Below are 17,525 nucleotides of genomic sequence, written 5' to 3' on the forward strand. Positions count from 1 at the left end.
CCGATCCTTGTCTTCTTTCCCCTGGTACCGGAACACGCGCGGCGCCACCCCCATTCGCCCGGAGGTGGCGCAACGCGCGCTGGAATGGCTGGTGGAATTGCAGTCAGACTCTGTGACGCCCGACGTCGTGCAAGCGTGGACGCGCTGGCGCGCCGCGCATCCAGAGCACGAGCAGGCGTGGCTGCGCATCGAGTCCGTCAAGGGCAAGCTGCAACCGCTTTCGGCCCCGCACACCTCGGCGATCGCGCAAGCCACGCTAGTGCAGCCGGCATCCGAACATCGCCGCCGCGCGCTCAAGGCGGTGCTGGGCCTGGCAGTGACGGCGGGAGTGGTGTGGCGCGCCGGACAATACACGCCATGGCGGGAATGGTCCGCCGATCATCACACGAAGGTGGGCGAGCGCCGCGAGCTCTCGTTGCCGGACGGCACACGCTTGCAGCTCAATACGAACAGTGCAATTGATATCGCGTTTACCGAAGCCGAACGCCGGGTCAAGCTCATAGCAGGTGAAATCCTGGTGACGACCGCCCACGAGTCATTCGCTGTGTACCGTCCGTTCCTGGTTGAGACCACGCAGGGAACGGCGCGCGCGCTGGGCACGGAATTCGCTGTCAGGCACCACGACGGGACGACGCAGGTCAGCGTCTTCGAGGGATCTGTTCAGATCGAACCCCGGCTGAATGCGGCCCAGGCGCTGGTGTTGCGGGCCGGCATGCGGGCGGACTATTCGGACCGGATCATCCAGCCCGCGGGTGCTGCCGAGGAATCCAGCGTGGCCTGGAAAGAGGGCTACATCGTGGCTCGCGGCATGCGCCTGGACGACTTCCTGGCCGAGCTGGGCCGCTATAGCGGCGATACCTTGTCTTGCGATCCGGCGTTGGCGGGCCTGCGGCTGTCCGGGTCGTTCCCCGTCAACGACATTGGCCGGGGGCTGGCGGCAGTTGCGGTCACGCTGAACCTGCGAGTCGAAACCGAGACGCGATTGTGGCGCGGCAAACTCTGGCGTCTGGTGCCCGCGCCGGTGCGCAGCTAGCGCAAGCGGCTGACAAGGCATGAGTGACGCTCGGCCGTCCGCAAGCCAGCGCCATGGTTGCCTGCGGGCCGTGGTATCAGCGCGGTTGGCGGTGCATCTTGCCGTTGGCGTTACTGCTGGGGCGCCCAGCCTGATGTGGCCGCAGGCCGCGCACGCGCAGGCTACGCAGGCCCGCGACTACGACATCCCTGCCGGAACGCTGGAAGACGCGCTGGGCCGCTTTGGGCGCGAGGCAGGCATTGTTCTGTCCTTCAGGCCCGACGTGACGGCAGACTTGCACAGCGATGGGTTGCGGGGCAGCCATACCGTTCGCGGCGGGCTGGATGCGTTGCTGGAAGGGTCGGGCATCCGCGTGTTGCCGCAATCCTCTGACAGCTACGTGCTGGAACGCCCGCGAGTCATGGAGATCGGCACGACGCAATTGCCGGCAGTGACCGTCACGGGTTCGGATTACGGTTTGTCTTTGGCCTACGCAGGCGGACAAATCGCTCGTGGGGGCAGCTTGGGCGTGTTGGACGCGTCTGACGTCATGGATACCCCTTTCAGCACCATCAACTACACCGCCCAAACGCTGGAAAACCAGCAGGCGCGAACGCTGGCCGATGTGGTGATCAATGATTCGTCAGTGCGCACGCTGACGGCAAGCGGCGGGTTCAGCGAAGACTTCCAGATTCGCGGTTATGCCGTGTCCAGCGGCGACGTCGGCTTGAACGGCCTGTACGGGCTGGCCTCGTCCAGCCGCATGCCCGCCGCCATGATGGAACGGGTTGAAGTGCTGAAAGGGCCGGGCACCTTGATGAACGGCATCGGTCCCGATGGCAGTGTGGGCGGTGGTATCAATATCGTCACGAAACGCGCGAGCGATGAACCGCTGACCCGGCTGACCGCGACTTATCAGGACCCATCGCAGCTCGGCAGCCAGCTCGATATGGGCCGGCGCTTTGGCGGGAACAACGCGTGGGGCATACGCTTCAATGGCGTGTATCGCAATGGGGCGACTGCTATCGATGATGGCAGGCAACAGCAGGGCGTGGGCGTATTGGCCCTGGACTACGGCGGACAGAAATTGCGCTGGTCGCTGGACGCCTACACGCAGCACGAGACCGATCAGAACGTACGCCCGCAGGTCGGCTTCCTATCGTCGCTGACATCATTGCCATCACCGCCGTCGGGACACCGGAATTTTTTCCCCGGCACCCAGCTAAAACTGGATGACTCCGCCGTCGCTACCCGGCTTGAGTACGACATTAGCGACGCCATCACCGTATTCGGCGCCGCAGGTTATCGCTACGGCAGGGCGGAGCAGACCTTGCCGTCGGGGCCAGTCGATCAGCAGGGAAACTTCACGGCGTTGAATGCGTATTACGACGCTTATTCGCGCACCAAGACGGGCGACGTTGGAATAAGAGCGCGCTTTTTCACCTGGGGCGTCAAGCACACCGTAAGCCTCGGAGCCACTCGCCTGGATCAGGAAACTGGCAACGGCTACGTCACATCAGGCACGACCCTATCTTCCAATATTTATCGTCCTGCGCGCTTGCCTGAGATTTCGGCCCAGCGCCCGTCGCCGGTCAAAGCATCCAACACGGAGCTGTCCAGCTACACGCTGACCGACACGTTATCGTTTGCCGATGACCGGTTGATCGTTATTGGCGGGCTGCGCAAGCAAAGCGTCGTTGCGAACAACTATTCTGCGGCCACAGGCGGCTTGGCCTCGTCCTATGAGGACAGCGCCACGTCACCGCTGGCGGGCATAGTTTTCAAGCCTGTGTCCAATGTGTCGGTGTATGGCAATTTCACCTCCGGACTGACCCGTGGCGGCATGGCTCCCAGCACCGCCGCCAACGCCGGCCAGGTGTTCGCGCCCTACAAAGCCAAGCAGTACGAGGCGGGCGTCAAAGTGGACTGGGGCCAGATCCTGACGAGCGCGTCTGTATTCCAGATCAAACAACCGAACGCCGTGACGGACCCGGCTACCAACCGCTACAGCGTGGATGACGAACAGCGCAATCGCGGGCTGGAACTGGCCGTGTATGGCGAGGCCACGCGCAGCCTGCGCATGATGGCAAGCGCTACCTTCTATGACGCCACGCTGACCCGAACTGCGGGCGGCGTGAATGACGGCAATGCGGCGAGCGGCGTGCCAAAGAATACGTTCAATCTGGGCCTGGATTGGGATATGCCCTGGGTGCGCGGCCTGAGCTTGAGCGCCCGCGTTATCCATACCGCGTCGGCGTACTTCAATGCGTCCAACACGCTGACGCTGCCAGCCTGGACCCGCTACGACATCGGCGCGCGTTATTCCACCGGCATCCTGGGCCACACGGTGGTGCTCCGAGCCAACGTCGAAAACCTGTTCAATAAGGACTATTGGCTACTCAGCGGCAATTACGCCACCGTGGCCGCGCCGCGTACGGTTTTGCTGTCGGCGCAGATCGACTTTTAAGGGCAGGCGAGGCCGCCACGCCGCGCTACAAGCGTTGCTTGAGTACGATTCAGCGCGCCCAAAGTGCTCAGGATGGCGGTGACGTGAGTCTTGACGGTCTTCTCGCTCATGTTCAGCCGCTCGGAAATTTCTTTATTGCGCAGGCCATCGCACATCAGCCGCAGCACCTCGTTCTGGCGCGGGGTCAGCGCGCGTAGCAAAGCGGTCTCGTCCTGCAAACCCGGGGGCGACGAGAAGGCTGGCGCATCGTGAGCAGTGCCCGAGGCCGTTGCATTCATGGTGTCCAGGGCGGCGGCCAGTTCCTGGCAACTGGCGGCTTTGCTCAGGAAACCTTGCGCGCCAGCATCCATTGCCCTGCGTTGATCCTCTGGATCTTGCGAGGCGGATACCACCAGGATGCGCAACGCTGCCCGTTGCTGGCGCAATCGCATGAGCAGTTCGGGCCCGGTCACATCCGGCAGGTAAAAATCCATGATGACGTGGACGATAGACGGGTTCCGATCCAATACCTCCAGGGCTTCCTTGCCGCTGGCCGCCGGGTGCAGCGTCAGGGCAGGCACGGCGTTGCCCAGCGCCATGACCAGCGCCTCGCGGAACATTTCGTGATCGTCGATCAACAGAACGGCCGTCATTCGGCGGCTCCGGCTCCGGCTGCGCGCTGGGCGCCCGCTGTTTGCAGCAGATGCGTCACCTGCTCCTGCAAGGCCTGTACCTGTACGGGCTTGTGCAAAAGAGGGATGGCGCGCGCGGCGGCTTCTGCCAGCCGCGCTGGATCAGTATCGCCGCTGATAAGCAAGGCAGGCAGAAGCGGGTCGTTGTATTCCTCGCGCAGCCGTTCAATGACGTGGATGCCGGTTTCGTGATCGCGCAGACGATAGTCGCTGACGATCAGAGCAGGGCGTTCGGCCAGCGGCAGCACGCGTTCAAGCAAGGCGTCGCCACTGGTGGCAGCGATCACGCGGCAGCCCCAGCTTTCAAACAGCATGGACAGCCCCGCCAGGTTCTGCGCATCGTCATCCACCAGCAACGTCAGTTGCCCTCGCAAGGCGTCGCCGGCGTTGCGCCTTGCTGGAAGGCTGGCATCCGGCCGAGCCGCAGTTTGGATGCCCGCGGCATTATCGGCAGCGGGCACAGTCAGCATGAACACAGTGCCCCGGTCTTCCTGGGATCTCAGGCCCAGCGCGTGTCCCAACAACTTGGCGGTGCGCCGCACGATAGCCAAGCCCAATCCCAATCCTTTGCTGCGATCCCGTTCCGGATTGCCCAATTGATGGAATTCCCAAAAAATCCGTTCCTGTTCGGGTGCCGGTATCCCTCGCCCGTTGTCCCATACCTCGATACGCAATTGATCGCCAAGGCCGCGGCAACCGACGAGTACCCGGCCGCCAGCGCTATGCACAATGGCATTGCTGATCAGGTTTCGAAGAATGCGCTCCAGCAGCATCGGGTCCGACCACACGCTAGCCGAGCAGGCGCGCACCCTTAACGCAAGCCCTTTTTCACGCGCTTGCGGCGTGTATTCGGCGCGCAATTGATCCAGCAGAGGATTCAGCGGGAAGGCCTCCCAGCGGGGATCGATGACTCCCGCGTCCAGACGGGACAGGTTCAGCAAGGCATCAAACAGATGTCCCATTGCAGAAAGGGCGCTGGCGATATTGTCGACAAGGTAGCGGCCGTGCTTGGACAAAGGTTCGTTCGTCAGCAGTCCCAGGAACAGGTTCACGGCATGGACGGGTTGGCGCAGGTCATGGCTGGCGGCAGCCAGAAAGCGGGACTTTTCCAGATCGCTGCGTTCGGCGGCGGTTTTTTCCTGACGGACCTGATCCAGCAGCGCCAGGTTTTCATACCCTAGCCGCAAGGCGTCCAGGTGGGTGCGGTTCATGCGGTGAATAAAGGCCAGCGTCGCGACCAGATACGCCAGCCCGGCGCTCACCAGCGCCAGATGGATCGCAGATGGTTGCGCCGCCAGCGCAATGAACATGGGGGCAAAAGCCGGTATCTCGAATGCGTACATCACCGGCAGCATCATGTAGTTCGAGTAAATGGCGCCCGTGCCCAGCCCGAACAAAATGACGATGAAGAACAGCTGGTATTCCAGCGGGACAAAGAACGTCCAGTAGGCGAAGGGCAGCCCCCACAGAATTCCCGAACATAGATTGCCCGCCAGCATATGGCGGACCCACCGCCGGGCAGCTTCAGGGTCGGCGCGCCGGTGGTCATACACGATCATGGCGCCGAACCGCAGGGCGCCGACGATCAGCGTTGCGACTATCCACAACAGCACTTCACGCAGGGGCAGGACATCGTGCAGGGCGTAAGCCGAGACGCAGGCAGAGATCAGAGAGCCGGCCAGCGCAAACGGAAAGCTTCGGCGCAGGGCTTCGACTTGCACCTGCCGGATGCGAGCGGAATAGGACGAACCGGGTGGCGTAACGGAAGAGGACTGGCCGATGGTGGGCTGCACTAGGCGGGTGTGCTTCGTAGAAGTAGGCCTCGGCGCCGAGGCGGTCAGTTCGAAACGTACGCGAATTCTAGACTGATTGTTGCGTCGCGGGGCGCAGCTTCAATAGGGCGGTCAAGGTGGTGCGGCCAGGTTCGGACGAGATATGAAGTGTGCCTTGCACGCGAGCAATGCGGGCGTGCATGCTGCGCATCCCGACGCTGATGCCGGCCAGCCGCACTGCCGCCACATCGAAGCCCGCGCCATTGTCTTCAATATGCAATTCCAGCTGAGTGGTATCGGCTTGCACCAATTGCACCTGCACGCGGCGCGCGCGGCTGTGCTTGACCACGTTCGTCAGCGCCTCTTCCACCAGCCGGGTCAGCGCCAGGCATTGCAGGGCGCTGGGCGGGGCATGCCATTTCGGCGGAAACTTCCACGTGGAATCCAGATCCAGCTCGTCGAACAACTGAACAAAGCGGTGGCGTAAAGGCGCAATCCATTCCTGCGGCGTGGCGGGGACTTTGACGCCCGGGCTGGAGCCATTGTCGATGGTCTGGCGCAAGTCATCGCGCAGCAGTTTCAGCATGGACAGGAACTGCTGCCCCTTCAGCGGCGTGCTGGTCTGTTCGACCATGGCCATCATGCGCACCAATGATCCGCCCAGACCGTCGTGCAGATCATGCGCGATCTGCAACCGTTCTTGCAGCCGCGTATTGGCCATTGCCAGCGCATGTTCGCGCTCTAGCGTGGTGGCCAGATCGGTGCGTGCGCGCTCGATGCCTTCGGCAAGCTCGTGGTTAAAGCTCTCGATGCGCCGCACGTTGCGCGCGTGGCGCAGTCCCAGAATGGCCGACATGCAAATGGAGACCACGATGCTGGAGAAGGGGGTGTATGCCGTGCCCGGGCCGATGAACTGGAAGATCAGCAGCAGGTCGTGGACGCTGACCATAAAAAAGATCAGCAGGCAGGCCGCCAGCATGATGTGTTGTGTCTGGCGGGTACGCAGCGCGTGCACGGGAAATTGCAGACAGTTGACGAGAAAAATCCCAGCAGCGATCAATGTGACCCCGGCCAGCGACGAGGTCAGGCTGGCCTCGGGCGCGAAGGCGGCCGTTGCAATCAGCGCGGCGGACAGTATCCATAGCGCCCGTTCGAGGCGCGGCAGGGTTTGCCCGCCGAAGCGCCACGTAAACAGGCAGAAGCAAACCGTGTACAGCACCAGAGCGATGATGTTGGCGCGGCCGGCCATCAGCGTGGTCGAAAACGGCCAGGGGCTCGTGACCAGCACATTGGCAGCGAACAGTACCCAGAACAGGGACATGAGCGCGTACCAGCCATACGTGGTCTGTTCGCGCCGGACGATCCAGATACAGAAGAACAGGCCGCCCAGGACGCTGGTGATGATCAGGTTCAGGCTGAATAGCGTGCGGTTGCTCCACCAAAGATCGTCGTACAACTTTTGCATTTCCTGTTGGCCGCCGAGATGGACAGGGCCCAGTCCAGGGGTCTGCTGCGCAACGCCCACCACTCGCACCCATAGGGTGTTCACGCCATCGCGCACGATAGAGGCGGGTATGCGCCAATGGCGCGGCATGTTCCAACTGCGCGACAAGGGTTCGGTCAAGTTCTGATCGCGCCAGATCAGTTCGTCATTGACGAAGACTTCGCCCGCCATGACGATGGATTGCAGCGTTAGCCCAATGTGGACGGGGCCGCCTGCGCTGCCCGGGCAGACCGGCCGCCAGTCAATCCGGTACCAGACGGCGCCGTTGTATTCCGGCCAGCGGCGGGCCCAGTTGTCGGGTAGCGTGACGGGCAGCCACGACGCCGGGCCGGGTTTGCTGCCGTCAGCCCCTTCTTGGGCCGCCGTGGTGGACAGGATTTCTACTGTGCAGGCGGAGGCTGATGGGGGAGATTGCTGCGCCAGTGCCGCGCCGGCATAGAGCGCCAGCGCGAAGGCGAGTAGCCAGGGGGCAAGCCACCATTGGACAAGCCGCCCACGGGCGCAGGCCGGTGGATTCAGTCCAGCAAGCCCCGCGAGCGCGCCGCGTGAACTGCTCGCGTGCGCGAGGAGACAGCGAGTTTGCGGTAGATGTGCTTGATGTGGCATTCAACGGTGTAGCGGGACAGGAACAGCTGTTCGGCGATTTCGCGGTTGGCCAAGCCTTCGGCCACCAGACGAAGAATCTGGTTTTCGCGGGGGCTTAGTATCTCATCGCTGGATGTCTCGCTCTGTTCTGCGGGCCGTGGCCGCAGTTCGTCGATGATACGACGGGCAACAAAGGGATCGATGGGCGCCCCGCCGCGCAGCACACTGCGCAAAGACAGTGAGACTTCTATGTCGTCGCGTTCTTTCAGCACGTATCCGGTAGCCCCCGCCCGCAATGCGGCAAGAATCGCATCTTCCGTGCACCAGGCGGAAATAACCAGGATGGCCAGGGCCGGGTCGGCGGCATGCATCTCAGCGATCAGTTCGATGCCGCTGCCATCGGGCAGACCCAGGTCAACGAGCGCCAGCGCAACGGGTTGGCTTTCCAGACAGGCCCGCGCTTCGGCCAGGGAAGCGGCGAAGATCAGTGCGTCCGGCTGGTAACCAAGCTGCGCCAGCAAGCCTTCCAGTCTGCGGCAGACCATGGGCTCGTCTTCCACCAGCAACACCGGGGCAGGCAAAGAGAACTCGGGAGCAAGTAGATTGGCGGACATGGGGGCGGGAAGAGCGGAGGGGATTGGCCGACGCTAATTGTGACGGGGACGGATGAGGTTGACCATCCCTGGTTATAGGTATTTTGCGGTCAGGCAATGGCTTTGACGCCGCCGATGCAAGGCGCTGCCCGGTTTTTTATCAGGGTCATCCCTAAAGTCCCCCGGTCCTATGCCGTAATTTCAACGTAGCAGTCGGGATTCCCGGCGGACCAGGATACTCGTGTCCTCCGACATGGGCAGTTGCTGTAAGAAGACAAGCATGAAAATCACCTCGTTGCGCAATCGGATCTTATTGATCACGTGCTTTACCGTTGTAGGCGCCCTGGTTCTTTCCGGGGTAACCACCTACCAGATCGTGCGCAGCAACATGATGGACACCATCTCGGGCAATCTGGATGCGATTGCCGCCGGCAACGCCAGCGCAATTGAGCGCTGGTCGGCCGATAAGGCCCAAGCGGTGTCCGCCACCGCGAATGTGGTGGAAAAGGGTGATCCGCGCGGCCTGACCAAGCTGATGGGCGAGACCAACGGTTTCCCGATTTCCACAATCGGCTGGTCCGATAAGACTTTCTTTTCTACCACCCAGGTAGCAGCTGACTACGACCCCACGGCACGCCCCTGGTACAAGAGCGCCGTCGCCGCCGGCAAGCTGACGGTGACCAAGCCGTATGGCGATTCGGGCACGGGCAAGCTCTATGTGGCCTTTACCGCACCGCTGATCCGTAGCGGACAGACGGTCGGCGTACTGAGTGGCGCTGTGCCGCTGGATGGCATCCAGAGCATCATCAAGGCCATCCGCCCCACGCCTTCCAGCATCGCCTTCGTGGTTGCCAACGATGGGCAGGTGATTTCGCACGTGGACGAAAAGCTGGCGCTCAAGCCGTCGACGGACGTCGCGGCTGAACTGACGCCTGCCGCCCTGGCGGCCATGGCGCGTGACGGTGCGCAACCCATCACGGTCAGCCTTGGCGGCGAAGAAAAATTGCTGAAAGCCCGCCACATCCCGGGCACAGACTGGTCGCTGGTGATCGCGCTTGACCGCGCCGAAGCCACTGCCGGATTGACGCAGGTCTTGAATGCCACGCTGATTTCCGTGGTTGTGCTGACCCTGTTGGCCGTTGGGATCGCCAGCGTGGTGACGTCTCGCGCATTCAAGCGCTTGTCGGCGGTGCGAGACGCGATGGACACTATCGGGTCTGGCGACGGTGACATGACGCACCGTTTGGCGGTTGTTGGCCATGACGAAGTCGCGCAGATTTCGTCGTCATTCAACGCGTTTGTCGACAAAATCAGCCACGTGATGCTGGACGTGCGCACGGGCGTGCAATCGATGTCGGCTGCCACGAGCGAAATCGAAATGGGCAACCGCGACTTGTCGCAGCGTACGGAAACGTCCGCAGGTTCCTTGCAGGAAACCTCGTCGGCCCTGACGCAATTGACTTCCAGCGTCAGGCAGACGGAAGAAACCGCCGAACACGCCACCCGCCTGGCCACGCAAGCCAGCTCGGCTGCCGAGCGCGGCGGCCAGGTGGTGACGGACGCTGTCACGACAATGAGCGCGATTTCGCAGTCGTCGCAACGCATTACCGAAATCATCAGCGTGATTGACGGCATTGCCTTCCAGACCAACATTCTGGCGCTGAACGCGGCTGTCGAAGCAGCGCGTGCCGGCGAACAGGGACGTGGCTTCGCGGTGGTGGCAGGCGAGGTGCGGACCTTGGCGCAACGCAGCGCCGCGTCGGCGCAGGAAATCCGCACGCTGATCCAGGCATCGGTTGAGAACGTGAAGAGCGGCACCGAGCGCGTGCAGGCAGCGGGTTCCACCATGACCGAGATTGTGGAAGGCATCACGCGTGTCCAGCGCCTGGTTACCGAGATTCATGGCGCCATGGCCGAGCAAAGCGTGGGCATCAGCCAGATCGACCGCAGCGTGTCCGACATGGATCAGGCAACGCAGCAAAACGCTGCGCTGGTGGAAGAGTCCGCCGCGGCATCCGCGATGCTGAACGATCAGGCGCGCGGGCTGGCCCAGACGGTGTCGCTGTTCAAACTGCGCGCCGACACGCAGGGCGCGGCTTCCAAAGCGCTGGCCCTGTCCCATTCCGCGGCCGCGTATTGATGTGAACCGCCTGCAGCTGTCCGAACTGATAGGCGCCTTGAGTCATGCCTTGGACATCACCGAGGGGCAACCAGAAGGGCACTGCATCCGTTGTTGCTGGATAGGGATGCACGTCGGCCGCGAGTTGGGCCTGTCGGACGATGAGCTGTGGGGCCTGTATTACACGCTGCTGCTCAAAGATCTGGGCTGCAGCAGTAATGCAGCGCGGATCTGCGAGCTGTATCTGACCGACGACCTGTCGTTCAAACGGGACTTCAAACTGGTAGGCGACAGCCTGCCAAAAGTTCTGAGTTTTGTGTTTTCACACACGGGTATCAAGACGCCGCTGGCTGAACGCTTCCGCAGCATCTTGAACATCATGCGCAATGGCGGCGAGTTTGCGCAGGAACTGATCCAGACCCGCTGCCAGCGCGGCGCGGAAATCGCCAAGCTGCTGCGTTTTCCCGCATCCGTGTCGGAAGGCATCTACAGCCTGGACGAGCACTACAACGGCAAGGGCCGGCCGCAGGGCCTGGCCGGCAACCGCATTCCGCTGTATTCACGCATTGCGTTGCTGGCTCAGGTAATCGACGTCTTTCATACGTCAGGCGGCGCCCAGGCGGCGCTGGACGAAATCCGCCTGCGCGCGGGCCAATGGTTCGACCCCCAACTGGTCAAGGCATTTTCCGCTTGCGCCGATGCCGAATTTTGGGAAGTGCTGGCGTCTTCGGACATTGATGCAGCGGTGCTGGCATTGGAGCCCGCGTCCCACGTGGTCACGCTGGATGACGACTACCTGGACGACATCGCGGCAGCGTTTGGCCAGATTGTGGATTCCAAAAGCCCCTACACCAGCGGACATAGCGTGCGCGTTGCGCTGTACGTCGATCTGATCGCAGAAGGGCTGGGCGTGGATGCCGGGCGGCGGCGCTGGCTCAAGCGCGGGGCGCTCTTGCACGACGTAGGAAAGCTTGGCGTCAGTAACAGCATTTTGGACAAACCTGGCAAGCTGGACGAAGACGAATGGACGGCAGTGCGTGCGCACGCGGCCTATACCGAATCCATCTTGTCGCGCATTGCCGCATTCCGCGAGTTGGCCGATGTGTCCGGTGCGCATCACGAGCGTCTGGATGGCAAGGGTTACCCCCGGGGCTTAGTGGCAGACGAGATCGGTCTGGAAACGCGCATCATCACTTGTGCCGATATTTTCGATGCGATCACAGCGGAACGGCCCTATCGCGGTGCGACGCCGGTTGAAAAAACGCTACAGATCATGAGTGAAAACGTGGGTTCCGCGATTGATGCCGACTGCTTCCAGGCGCTGAAAACCGCACTGGGGCGTGTACCCCAGGAACAGTTCGCGGCGCACTGATACTCGCATTGACCGCGTAAGCCTATCGTTAAAGCGGCCCCGCAACAGACGGGGCCGTTTGCCGCCGGGCGCTTGCCCGCCGGCGCGGATCAAAGCAGAATCCCAACTTCACTTGGCGCAACCGTTTTCGGGGCGCCACTCCACCGAGAGTCAGGGTTGAACAAAGGATGGATGAATGAAGGCCGATACCGTAGCCCCCGTGCCGCAGGAAATTCTGATCCCGACCGCGTCGGGCCGGATTTACGCCAAGCAATGGCCGGGCGCCAGCCAGCCGGATCACGCCGCACCGATCATTCTGTTGCATGACTCGCTGGGAAGCGTAGACCTTTGGCGCGATTTTCCCGCCAAGCTGGCCGCGGCAACGGGCCGTGACGTGATTGCCTACGACCGGCTGGGGTTCGGCAAGTCGGACCCCCATCCAGGCCGCTTAGAGGCGGACTTTGTCGGCGCCGAGGCGCACGATGCGTTTACCGCACTGGCAAACCACTTCCAGCTGCCACGCTTTATCCTCTTTGGCCACAGTGTTGGCGGCGGGATGTCCGTGTCGATCGCGGCCGCTTTTCCTGGCCGCTGCGCTGCAATCATCACCGAGTCGGCTCAGGAATTCGTGGAAGACCGCACGCTGGAAGGTATCCGCGTGGCTGGAGAACAGTTCAAGGACCCGGCGCAACTCGACAGGCTGAAACGCTATCACGGCGATAAGGCGCAATGGGTGCTGGACGCCTGGGTCTTGACCTGGCAGTCGGCAGCATTTGCCCTCTGGAATCTGGATGACACCTTGCCCCGAGTCACCGCGCCACTGCTGGCGATTCACGGCGAGAACGATGAGTACGGTTCCATGCGGCACCCAGAAAAACTGGTTGCGCTTGCAGGCGGACCTTCGGCGATGAAGCCGCTGGCCGGATGCGGCCATGTGCCGCACCGTGAGCGCGAGGACGTCGTGCTGGACGCTGTGCGCGAGTTCCTGAATCAGCCGGGTATTTGAAGCCAGCGTTGGAAGTGTTCTGTAAAACAGTCCACAACCCTGCCTTCATGGCCTAGCGACGCGGCGCTGTTGTGCGGGCTGATCCAGACCGAAGGCAGTGCCCATAAGGGTGAGTCTGCGGGCAACGGCTCGTCAATGAAGGTATCCAGGTAGGCGCCGGCCAGATGTCCTGCCGCCAGCGCTTCGGCCAGCGCAGTTTCATCGATCAATTCTCCGCGCGCTACGTTGGCAATGCGCGCGCGCCGCGGCAGTAATGCCAGCCGGCGTGCATCCATTAAGCCGGCGGTGGACTGGGTAAGCGGCAGGGCAAGCACGAGCCAGTCGCAGTGGGGCAAGGCTTCATCCAACTGATCGAAAGCGATGGCGTTGTGAAACCCAGGCGTGGGTTTGGCCTCGCGCCGGACAGCGGTGGCGCGCAGGCCAACCGCCTTGCACAAGCGCCCGATTTCCAAGCCGATGGCGCCTGCGCCCAATACCAGCACGTGCAGGGTGTCCAGATCGGCCGGGCGCGCCGCAGCCGTTAGCGGCGCCCATTCCCTGCGCGCTTGTGACGGCAGCCACCGGTCAAAACCGCGTGATTGCGCCAGGATGGCAGCAACAGCGGTTTGCGCAATGGGCCCGGCCGTGACCCCCGTGGAGCTGGTCACCGGCACACCGCGCGCCAAGGATGACGCGTACTGCGGCAAGTCCAGGCCGGATGAGCAGACGTGCAGCCAACGCAGGCGTGGCGCAGCGTCGGCCAACCGAAAGAAAGCGTCTGACTCCGGGCCGGGTTTGCGCAGGGAACTGCCTTCGTACAGGTCTCGTGAAAAGAACGCGATGTCGATCGATGCCGGCTCGGCGCTGCTCACGCGGCAGCGCCGCAAGCGGCGGCCTGCTGCCAGCGCCAGGGCATCCAGGCGCTGTCCATGTTCGGCATCCACCTTGTCCGACAGCAACAGGCCTAGCTCGGGCAGAGCAGATGCTGCGCCGCTCATCGAATGACTTGCCAGCGGTCGGTTTCGCCGGGATAGACCACGCCGTATTGGGCAATGGCGGCTTCGTCAAAGCGGAATGCCAGCCCTGGCTCGCGCGGTAGCAGCAGGCAGCCGTCCTCGGCAACCAGCTGACGGTCGATCAGGCGGCGGAAATTGACAATGTGATCATCCGGCATCCATTCCACGTACGTCGCGTTCGGGGCGCTGGCGGCCAGATGAATATGCACATCGTGCCAGGCGTGCGGGGCGACGGTGACGCCGTGGCTGTCGGCGGTGGCCGCAATGCGCCGCCATTCGGTGATGCCGCCGCACACGGTGGCGTCGGTTTGCAGAATGGTGGTGGCGCCGCTTTGGATCAGATCCTTGAAGCGCCAGCGCCCCGCTTCAACCTCTCCGGTCGCCACGGTGATGGGTGTGGCGCGAGCCAGCCGGACATGATTGTCGATATCGTCGGGCGAAAACGGCTCTTCGATCCAGAATGGTTGATAGGGTTCGAAGGCGCGCATGTATTCAAGGGCGGTGGGCAGGTCGCGCCAGGCGTTGTTGGCATCCAGCATCAGTCGGACATCGTCGCCGATGGCCTCGCGCACAGCGGCAATGCGTTTGCGTTCACCAGCCACGCTTTCCAGGCCGACCTTCATCTTTACTGCGCGAAAACCCTCTTTGACGTGTTGCGCCATTTCGGCCGCAAGTTTGTCCGGTGTCTTGCCCGGCTGGTAGTAGCCGCCGCTGGCGTAGGCAGGCACCCGGTCATGCACGGTGGCGCCCAGATATTGGTACAGCGGCAAACCCGCGCTGCGCGCGTTCAGATCCCATAGCGCGGTGTCAATGGCCGACAGTGCGCGCATGACGCCACCTGCGCGGCCCAGCAGCAGGGCTTCTTGATACAGCTCGGACCACAGCCCTTCTATCCGCAACGATTCCTGGCCGATCAGCCGAGGCGCCAGCAAGTCGGTGACCGCGACCGACAGCAATCGGCCGGCGCTGTTGACCGCGTAGCAGTAGCCCAGGCCTTCCTGGCCATCGGTGGAACGGATACGGATCAGGCAGTATTCCCGCGCTTTGACTTGGCGTGTGGAGAACGTCACCGGATGCGCAAGCGGCACACGGGCGATGCAAACGGAGACGGATTCGATGGTAGGCATATGGGGTCTGTTTCTTTACGTGGATAGAGGGCAATCGCGTGACAGGGGCGTTAATCGAACTTGATGTGGCTTTGTTGAATCACCGTTGCCCATTTGGTCTTTTCGCTGTCGATCAACTGCTGGAATTGGGCGGGCGATTCATCCAGCGGTGTCAGACCCAGTTCAGTCAGGCGGGCCTGCATGTCCGGGCTTTTCACGACACGGGAAATTTCTTTATGCAAGTACTCCACCACCTGCGGTGGCGTGCCTGCGGGGGCGATGATGCCGAACCACACGTTGGCCTCGTATCCCGGCACGCCCGCTTCGGCCAACGTCGGGACATCAGGCAGTTGCGGCAGGCGTTCCTTGGATGTCACGGCCAGCGCTTTAAGCTTGTTTTGTTTGATGAAAGGCAGGCTTTGCGTAGGTGTGGCGAATATCAGCGGAATCAGCCCGCCAATCACATCGGTCTGTGCCGGCGCTCCGCCCTTGTAGGGAATGTGATTCATCTTGATGCCGGCCATCTGGTCCAGCAGTTCCAGCGATATGTGCTGAGTCGATCCTTGCCCAGGCGTGCCGAAGTCAATGCCGCGCTCCTTCGTTTTGGCCAACGCAATCAGGTCTTGAGGGTTGTTGGGACCGAACTTGGGATTGGCCACCAGCACGAAGGGCGTATCGGCGATCAGCGAGACCGGCGAAAAGTCTTTTAGCGTGTAGGTCAGGTTGGGGTAGAGCAGCGTGTTGGTCACGTGCGAGGAGATGACCAGCATCAGCGTGTAGCCGTCCGCGGCGGAACGTTTCAACTCGCCAGTGGCGATGGTGCTGTTTGCGCCGGGTTTGTTTTCCACAATCATGGGTTGCGGCCATGATTTGGACAGTTCGGCGGCAACCAGCCGGGCTACCGTGTCGTTAGAGCCGCCAGGCGCCATGCCCACCATCAGGCGCACGGGTTTGCTGGGATAGGAGTCCGCCGACGCCAAGGGGGCGGCGGTGGCAAGAGCGGCGGTCAGGCAGCCACCGGCTAGGGCACGGGCAAGGCGCTTCATGAGGGTTGTCTCCTTGGGGGTTTTTTCTGCTGTTGTGAACCCATGATAGACAGACCGTCTTAGTCGATGAATGGATAATTTGAATAAGAAAATCGAGAAAATCGATAAATGATTGATGGCTGTCCGAGCGCGATAGCGGCCACGGCTAGCTGCCGGTCCGCTTGCGGCGTGGTGAAGCCGTAGGGATCAGTCCAGCGTGTGCGCCAGAGCCTGTACCGAAGGTTGAAGGTGTTCACGCAGCAGCGCGATGAAGGCCTGGGCGGCCAAAGAGTCAGTGGCGTCGCGCCGGCGTGCCAAGCAGATGTCGCGTTCGTTGATTGGCAACGACAGGGGTACGGCTTTCAAGCCAGCCAGACGGAATTGGAACAGGGCCAAGGTCGGGGCAATGGTCACGCCCAATCCGGCGGCGATGAAGCCCGCCGCCGTCGACAGGCTGTTGACCTGATGCGATCGTAGCCACTGGCGCGGGTAGATTGCCGCGTCCAGATGCTGGCGGATGCTGCTGTTACTTTCAAAGCCGATGACCGGGTAGGTGATCACGTCTGGCACGGTCAAGCGCCGCCGCGTGGCCAGAGGATGGTTGGCGGGGCAGATGAAATAGAAGCTGTCGCGCGCCAGGACATCGATGTCCAGATCCGCGCTGGGCGACACCGCCGCGCATAACGCGAAATCCACTTGCCGGTTGCGCACCATGTCGATGCAGACGGTGCTGGCCACGTCTTGCACCTGCACAGTGATGCCGGGATAGATGGCCCCGAACCGGGCGATCAGACCCGGCAGGATGCCTGACGAGATTGATGGCAATGCCGCGAGCGCTACGCGGCCTTTGCGCCGTTCCACATGGTCTTGCATCTCGGCCAGGGCGCGTTCGGTCTCAGGCAAAAGATGGGCCACGATATTCTGAAAGGCCTCGCCTTCGGCGGTCAGATCAACATTGCGCGTATTGCGCGAAAAGAGCTTTACGCCCAGATCGCTTTCCAGATTGGAGATCAGAGCGCTAAAAGCGCTTTGCGTCAGGCAGCAATGCTCGGCCGCCCGCGTGAAACTGCGCAAGCCCGCCAGAGCCGTGAAGGCCTTCATGTGGCGCAGCGAAAGGTTCATGGCGATTTACCCCGCAGCACCGGCCCTGGGAAAGCCAGCGCCGTGCCGAGGGCTATCTTAACGAAGTCCTATTCAGGGGCCGGGTTGCTACTGGGCGCCGCAGCATGAACGGCTGGACAGTTCCTGGGGGTTAATTTTGGCGCCGGCCTGCCGTTAGGGTAAAGAAGAATTCCAATAAAAACGGGCAGACACTGCCT

13 protein-coding genes are annotated in these 17,525 nt (G+C 62.3%); 5 read left to right on the forward strand and 8 right to left on the reverse strand.

What is annotated here, in order from left to right:
• Positions 1-7: 7 nt before the first annotated feature.
• Together RAS12_RS27380 and RAS12_RS27385 are read left to right on the forward strand one after the other, a co-directional pair.
• Entirely contained in the window at positions 8-1,033 is a 1,026-nt protein-coding gene (locus RAS12_RS27380) for a FecR domain-containing protein (RefSeq protein WP_306943353.1), read from the forward strand.
• A gap of 19 nt (positions 1,034-1,052) precedes the next feature.
• Positions 1,053-3,479 (forward strand): TonB-dependent receptor, encoded by a 2,427-nt coding sequence (locus tag RAS12_RS27385; RefSeq protein WP_306943355.1) that lies wholly within the window; start codon positions 1,053-1,055, stop codon positions 3,477-3,479.
• Here RAS12_RS27385 and RAS12_RS27390 read toward each other — a convergent pair.
• The 4 genes from RAS12_RS27390 to RAS12_RS27405 form a co-directional block, all read right to left on the reverse strand.
• A complete protein-coding gene (locus RAS12_RS27390) occupies positions 3,476-4,111 on the reverse strand; it encodes a response regulator transcription factor (protein WP_306943356.1) in 636 nt (211 codons plus the stop codon). The two genes, RAS12_RS27385 and RAS12_RS27390, sit on opposite strands and share 4 nt — an antisense overlap.
• Positions 4,108-5,943, reverse strand: a complete 1,836-nt coding sequence (locus tag RAS12_RS27395) for an ATP-binding response regulator (protein WP_306943357.1) — start codon at positions 5,941-5,943, stop codon at positions 4,108-4,110. The genes RAS12_RS27390 and RAS12_RS27395 overlap by 4 nt, the downstream gene beginning before the upstream one ends.
• A 67-nt stretch (positions 5,944-6,010) precedes the next feature.
• Positions 6,011-8,032 carry a sensor histidine kinase gene (locus RAS12_RS27400; protein ID WP_306943358.1) on the reverse strand — a complete coding sequence of 674 codons (2,022 nt, stop codon included), beginning with the start codon at positions 8,030-8,032 and terminating at the stop codon, positions 6,011-6,013.
• Entirely contained in the window at positions 7,942-8,625 is a 684-nt protein-coding gene (locus RAS12_RS27405; RefSeq protein WP_306943360.1) for a LuxR C-terminal-related transcriptional regulator, read from the reverse strand. Before RAS12_RS27405 ends, RAS12_RS27400 begins: the two co-directional genes overlap by 91 nt.
• Positions 8,626-8,884: 259 nt before the next feature.
• Between RAS12_RS27405 and RAS12_RS27410 the strand changes: the two genes are divergently transcribed.
• From RAS12_RS27410 to RAS12_RS27420, 3 genes are all read left to right on the forward strand, one after another.
• Positions 8,885-10,744, forward strand: a complete 1,860-nt coding sequence (locus RAS12_RS27410) for a methyl-accepting chemotaxis protein (protein ID WP_306943362.1) — start codon at positions 8,885-8,887, stop codon at positions 10,742-10,744.
• Position 10,745: 1 nt separating this feature from the next.
• Entirely contained in the window at positions 10,746-12,095 is a 1,350-nt protein-coding gene (locus tag RAS12_RS27415; RefSeq protein ID WP_306943363.1) for an HD-GYP domain-containing protein, read from the forward strand.
• Between the two features lie 175 nt (positions 12,096-12,270).
• Positions 12,271-13,080, forward strand: coding sequence for an alpha/beta fold hydrolase (locus tag RAS12_RS27420; protein ID WP_306943365.1), 810 nt, complete (start codon positions 12,271-12,273; stop codon positions 13,078-13,080).
• Here RAS12_RS27420 and RAS12_RS27425 read toward each other — a convergent pair.
• The 4 genes from RAS12_RS27425 to RAS12_RS27440 form a co-directional block, all read right to left on the reverse strand.
• The gene (locus RAS12_RS27425) at positions 13,065-14,057 is read right to left on the reverse strand and encodes an NAD(P)-dependent oxidoreductase (protein ID WP_306943366.1); all 993 of its coding nucleotides are present in this window, start codon (positions 14,055-14,057) and stop codon (positions 13,065-13,067) included. The genes RAS12_RS27420 and RAS12_RS27425 overlap by 16 nt on opposite strands.
• Positions 14,054-15,202 carry a mandelate racemase/muconate lactonizing enzyme family protein gene (locus tag RAS12_RS27430; RefSeq protein ID WP_306943368.1) on the reverse strand — a complete coding sequence of 383 codons (1,149 nt, stop codon included), beginning with the start codon at positions 15,200-15,202 and terminating at the stop codon, positions 14,054-14,056. Before RAS12_RS27430 ends, RAS12_RS27425 begins: the two co-directional genes overlap by 4 nt.
• A gap of 50 nt (positions 15,203-15,252) precedes the next feature.
• Positions 15,253-16,227, reverse strand: coding sequence for a tripartite tricarboxylate transporter substrate binding protein (locus tag RAS12_RS27435; protein WP_306943370.1), 975 nt, complete (start codon positions 16,225-16,227; stop codon positions 15,253-15,255).
• A gap of 186 nt (positions 16,228-16,413) precedes the next feature.
• Positions 16,414-17,328 (reverse strand): LysR family transcriptional regulator, encoded by a 915-nt coding sequence (locus RAS12_RS27440; RefSeq protein ID WP_306943372.1) that lies wholly within the window; start codon positions 17,326-17,328, stop codon positions 16,414-16,416.
• Between the last annotated feature and the right edge of the window lie 197 nt (positions 17,329-17,525).

This window comes from Achromobacter seleniivolatilans (assembly GCF_030864005.1).
Lineage (GTDB): Bacteria > Pseudomonadota > Gammaproteobacteria > Burkholderiales > Burkholderiaceae_B > Achromobacter > Achromobacter seleniivolatilans.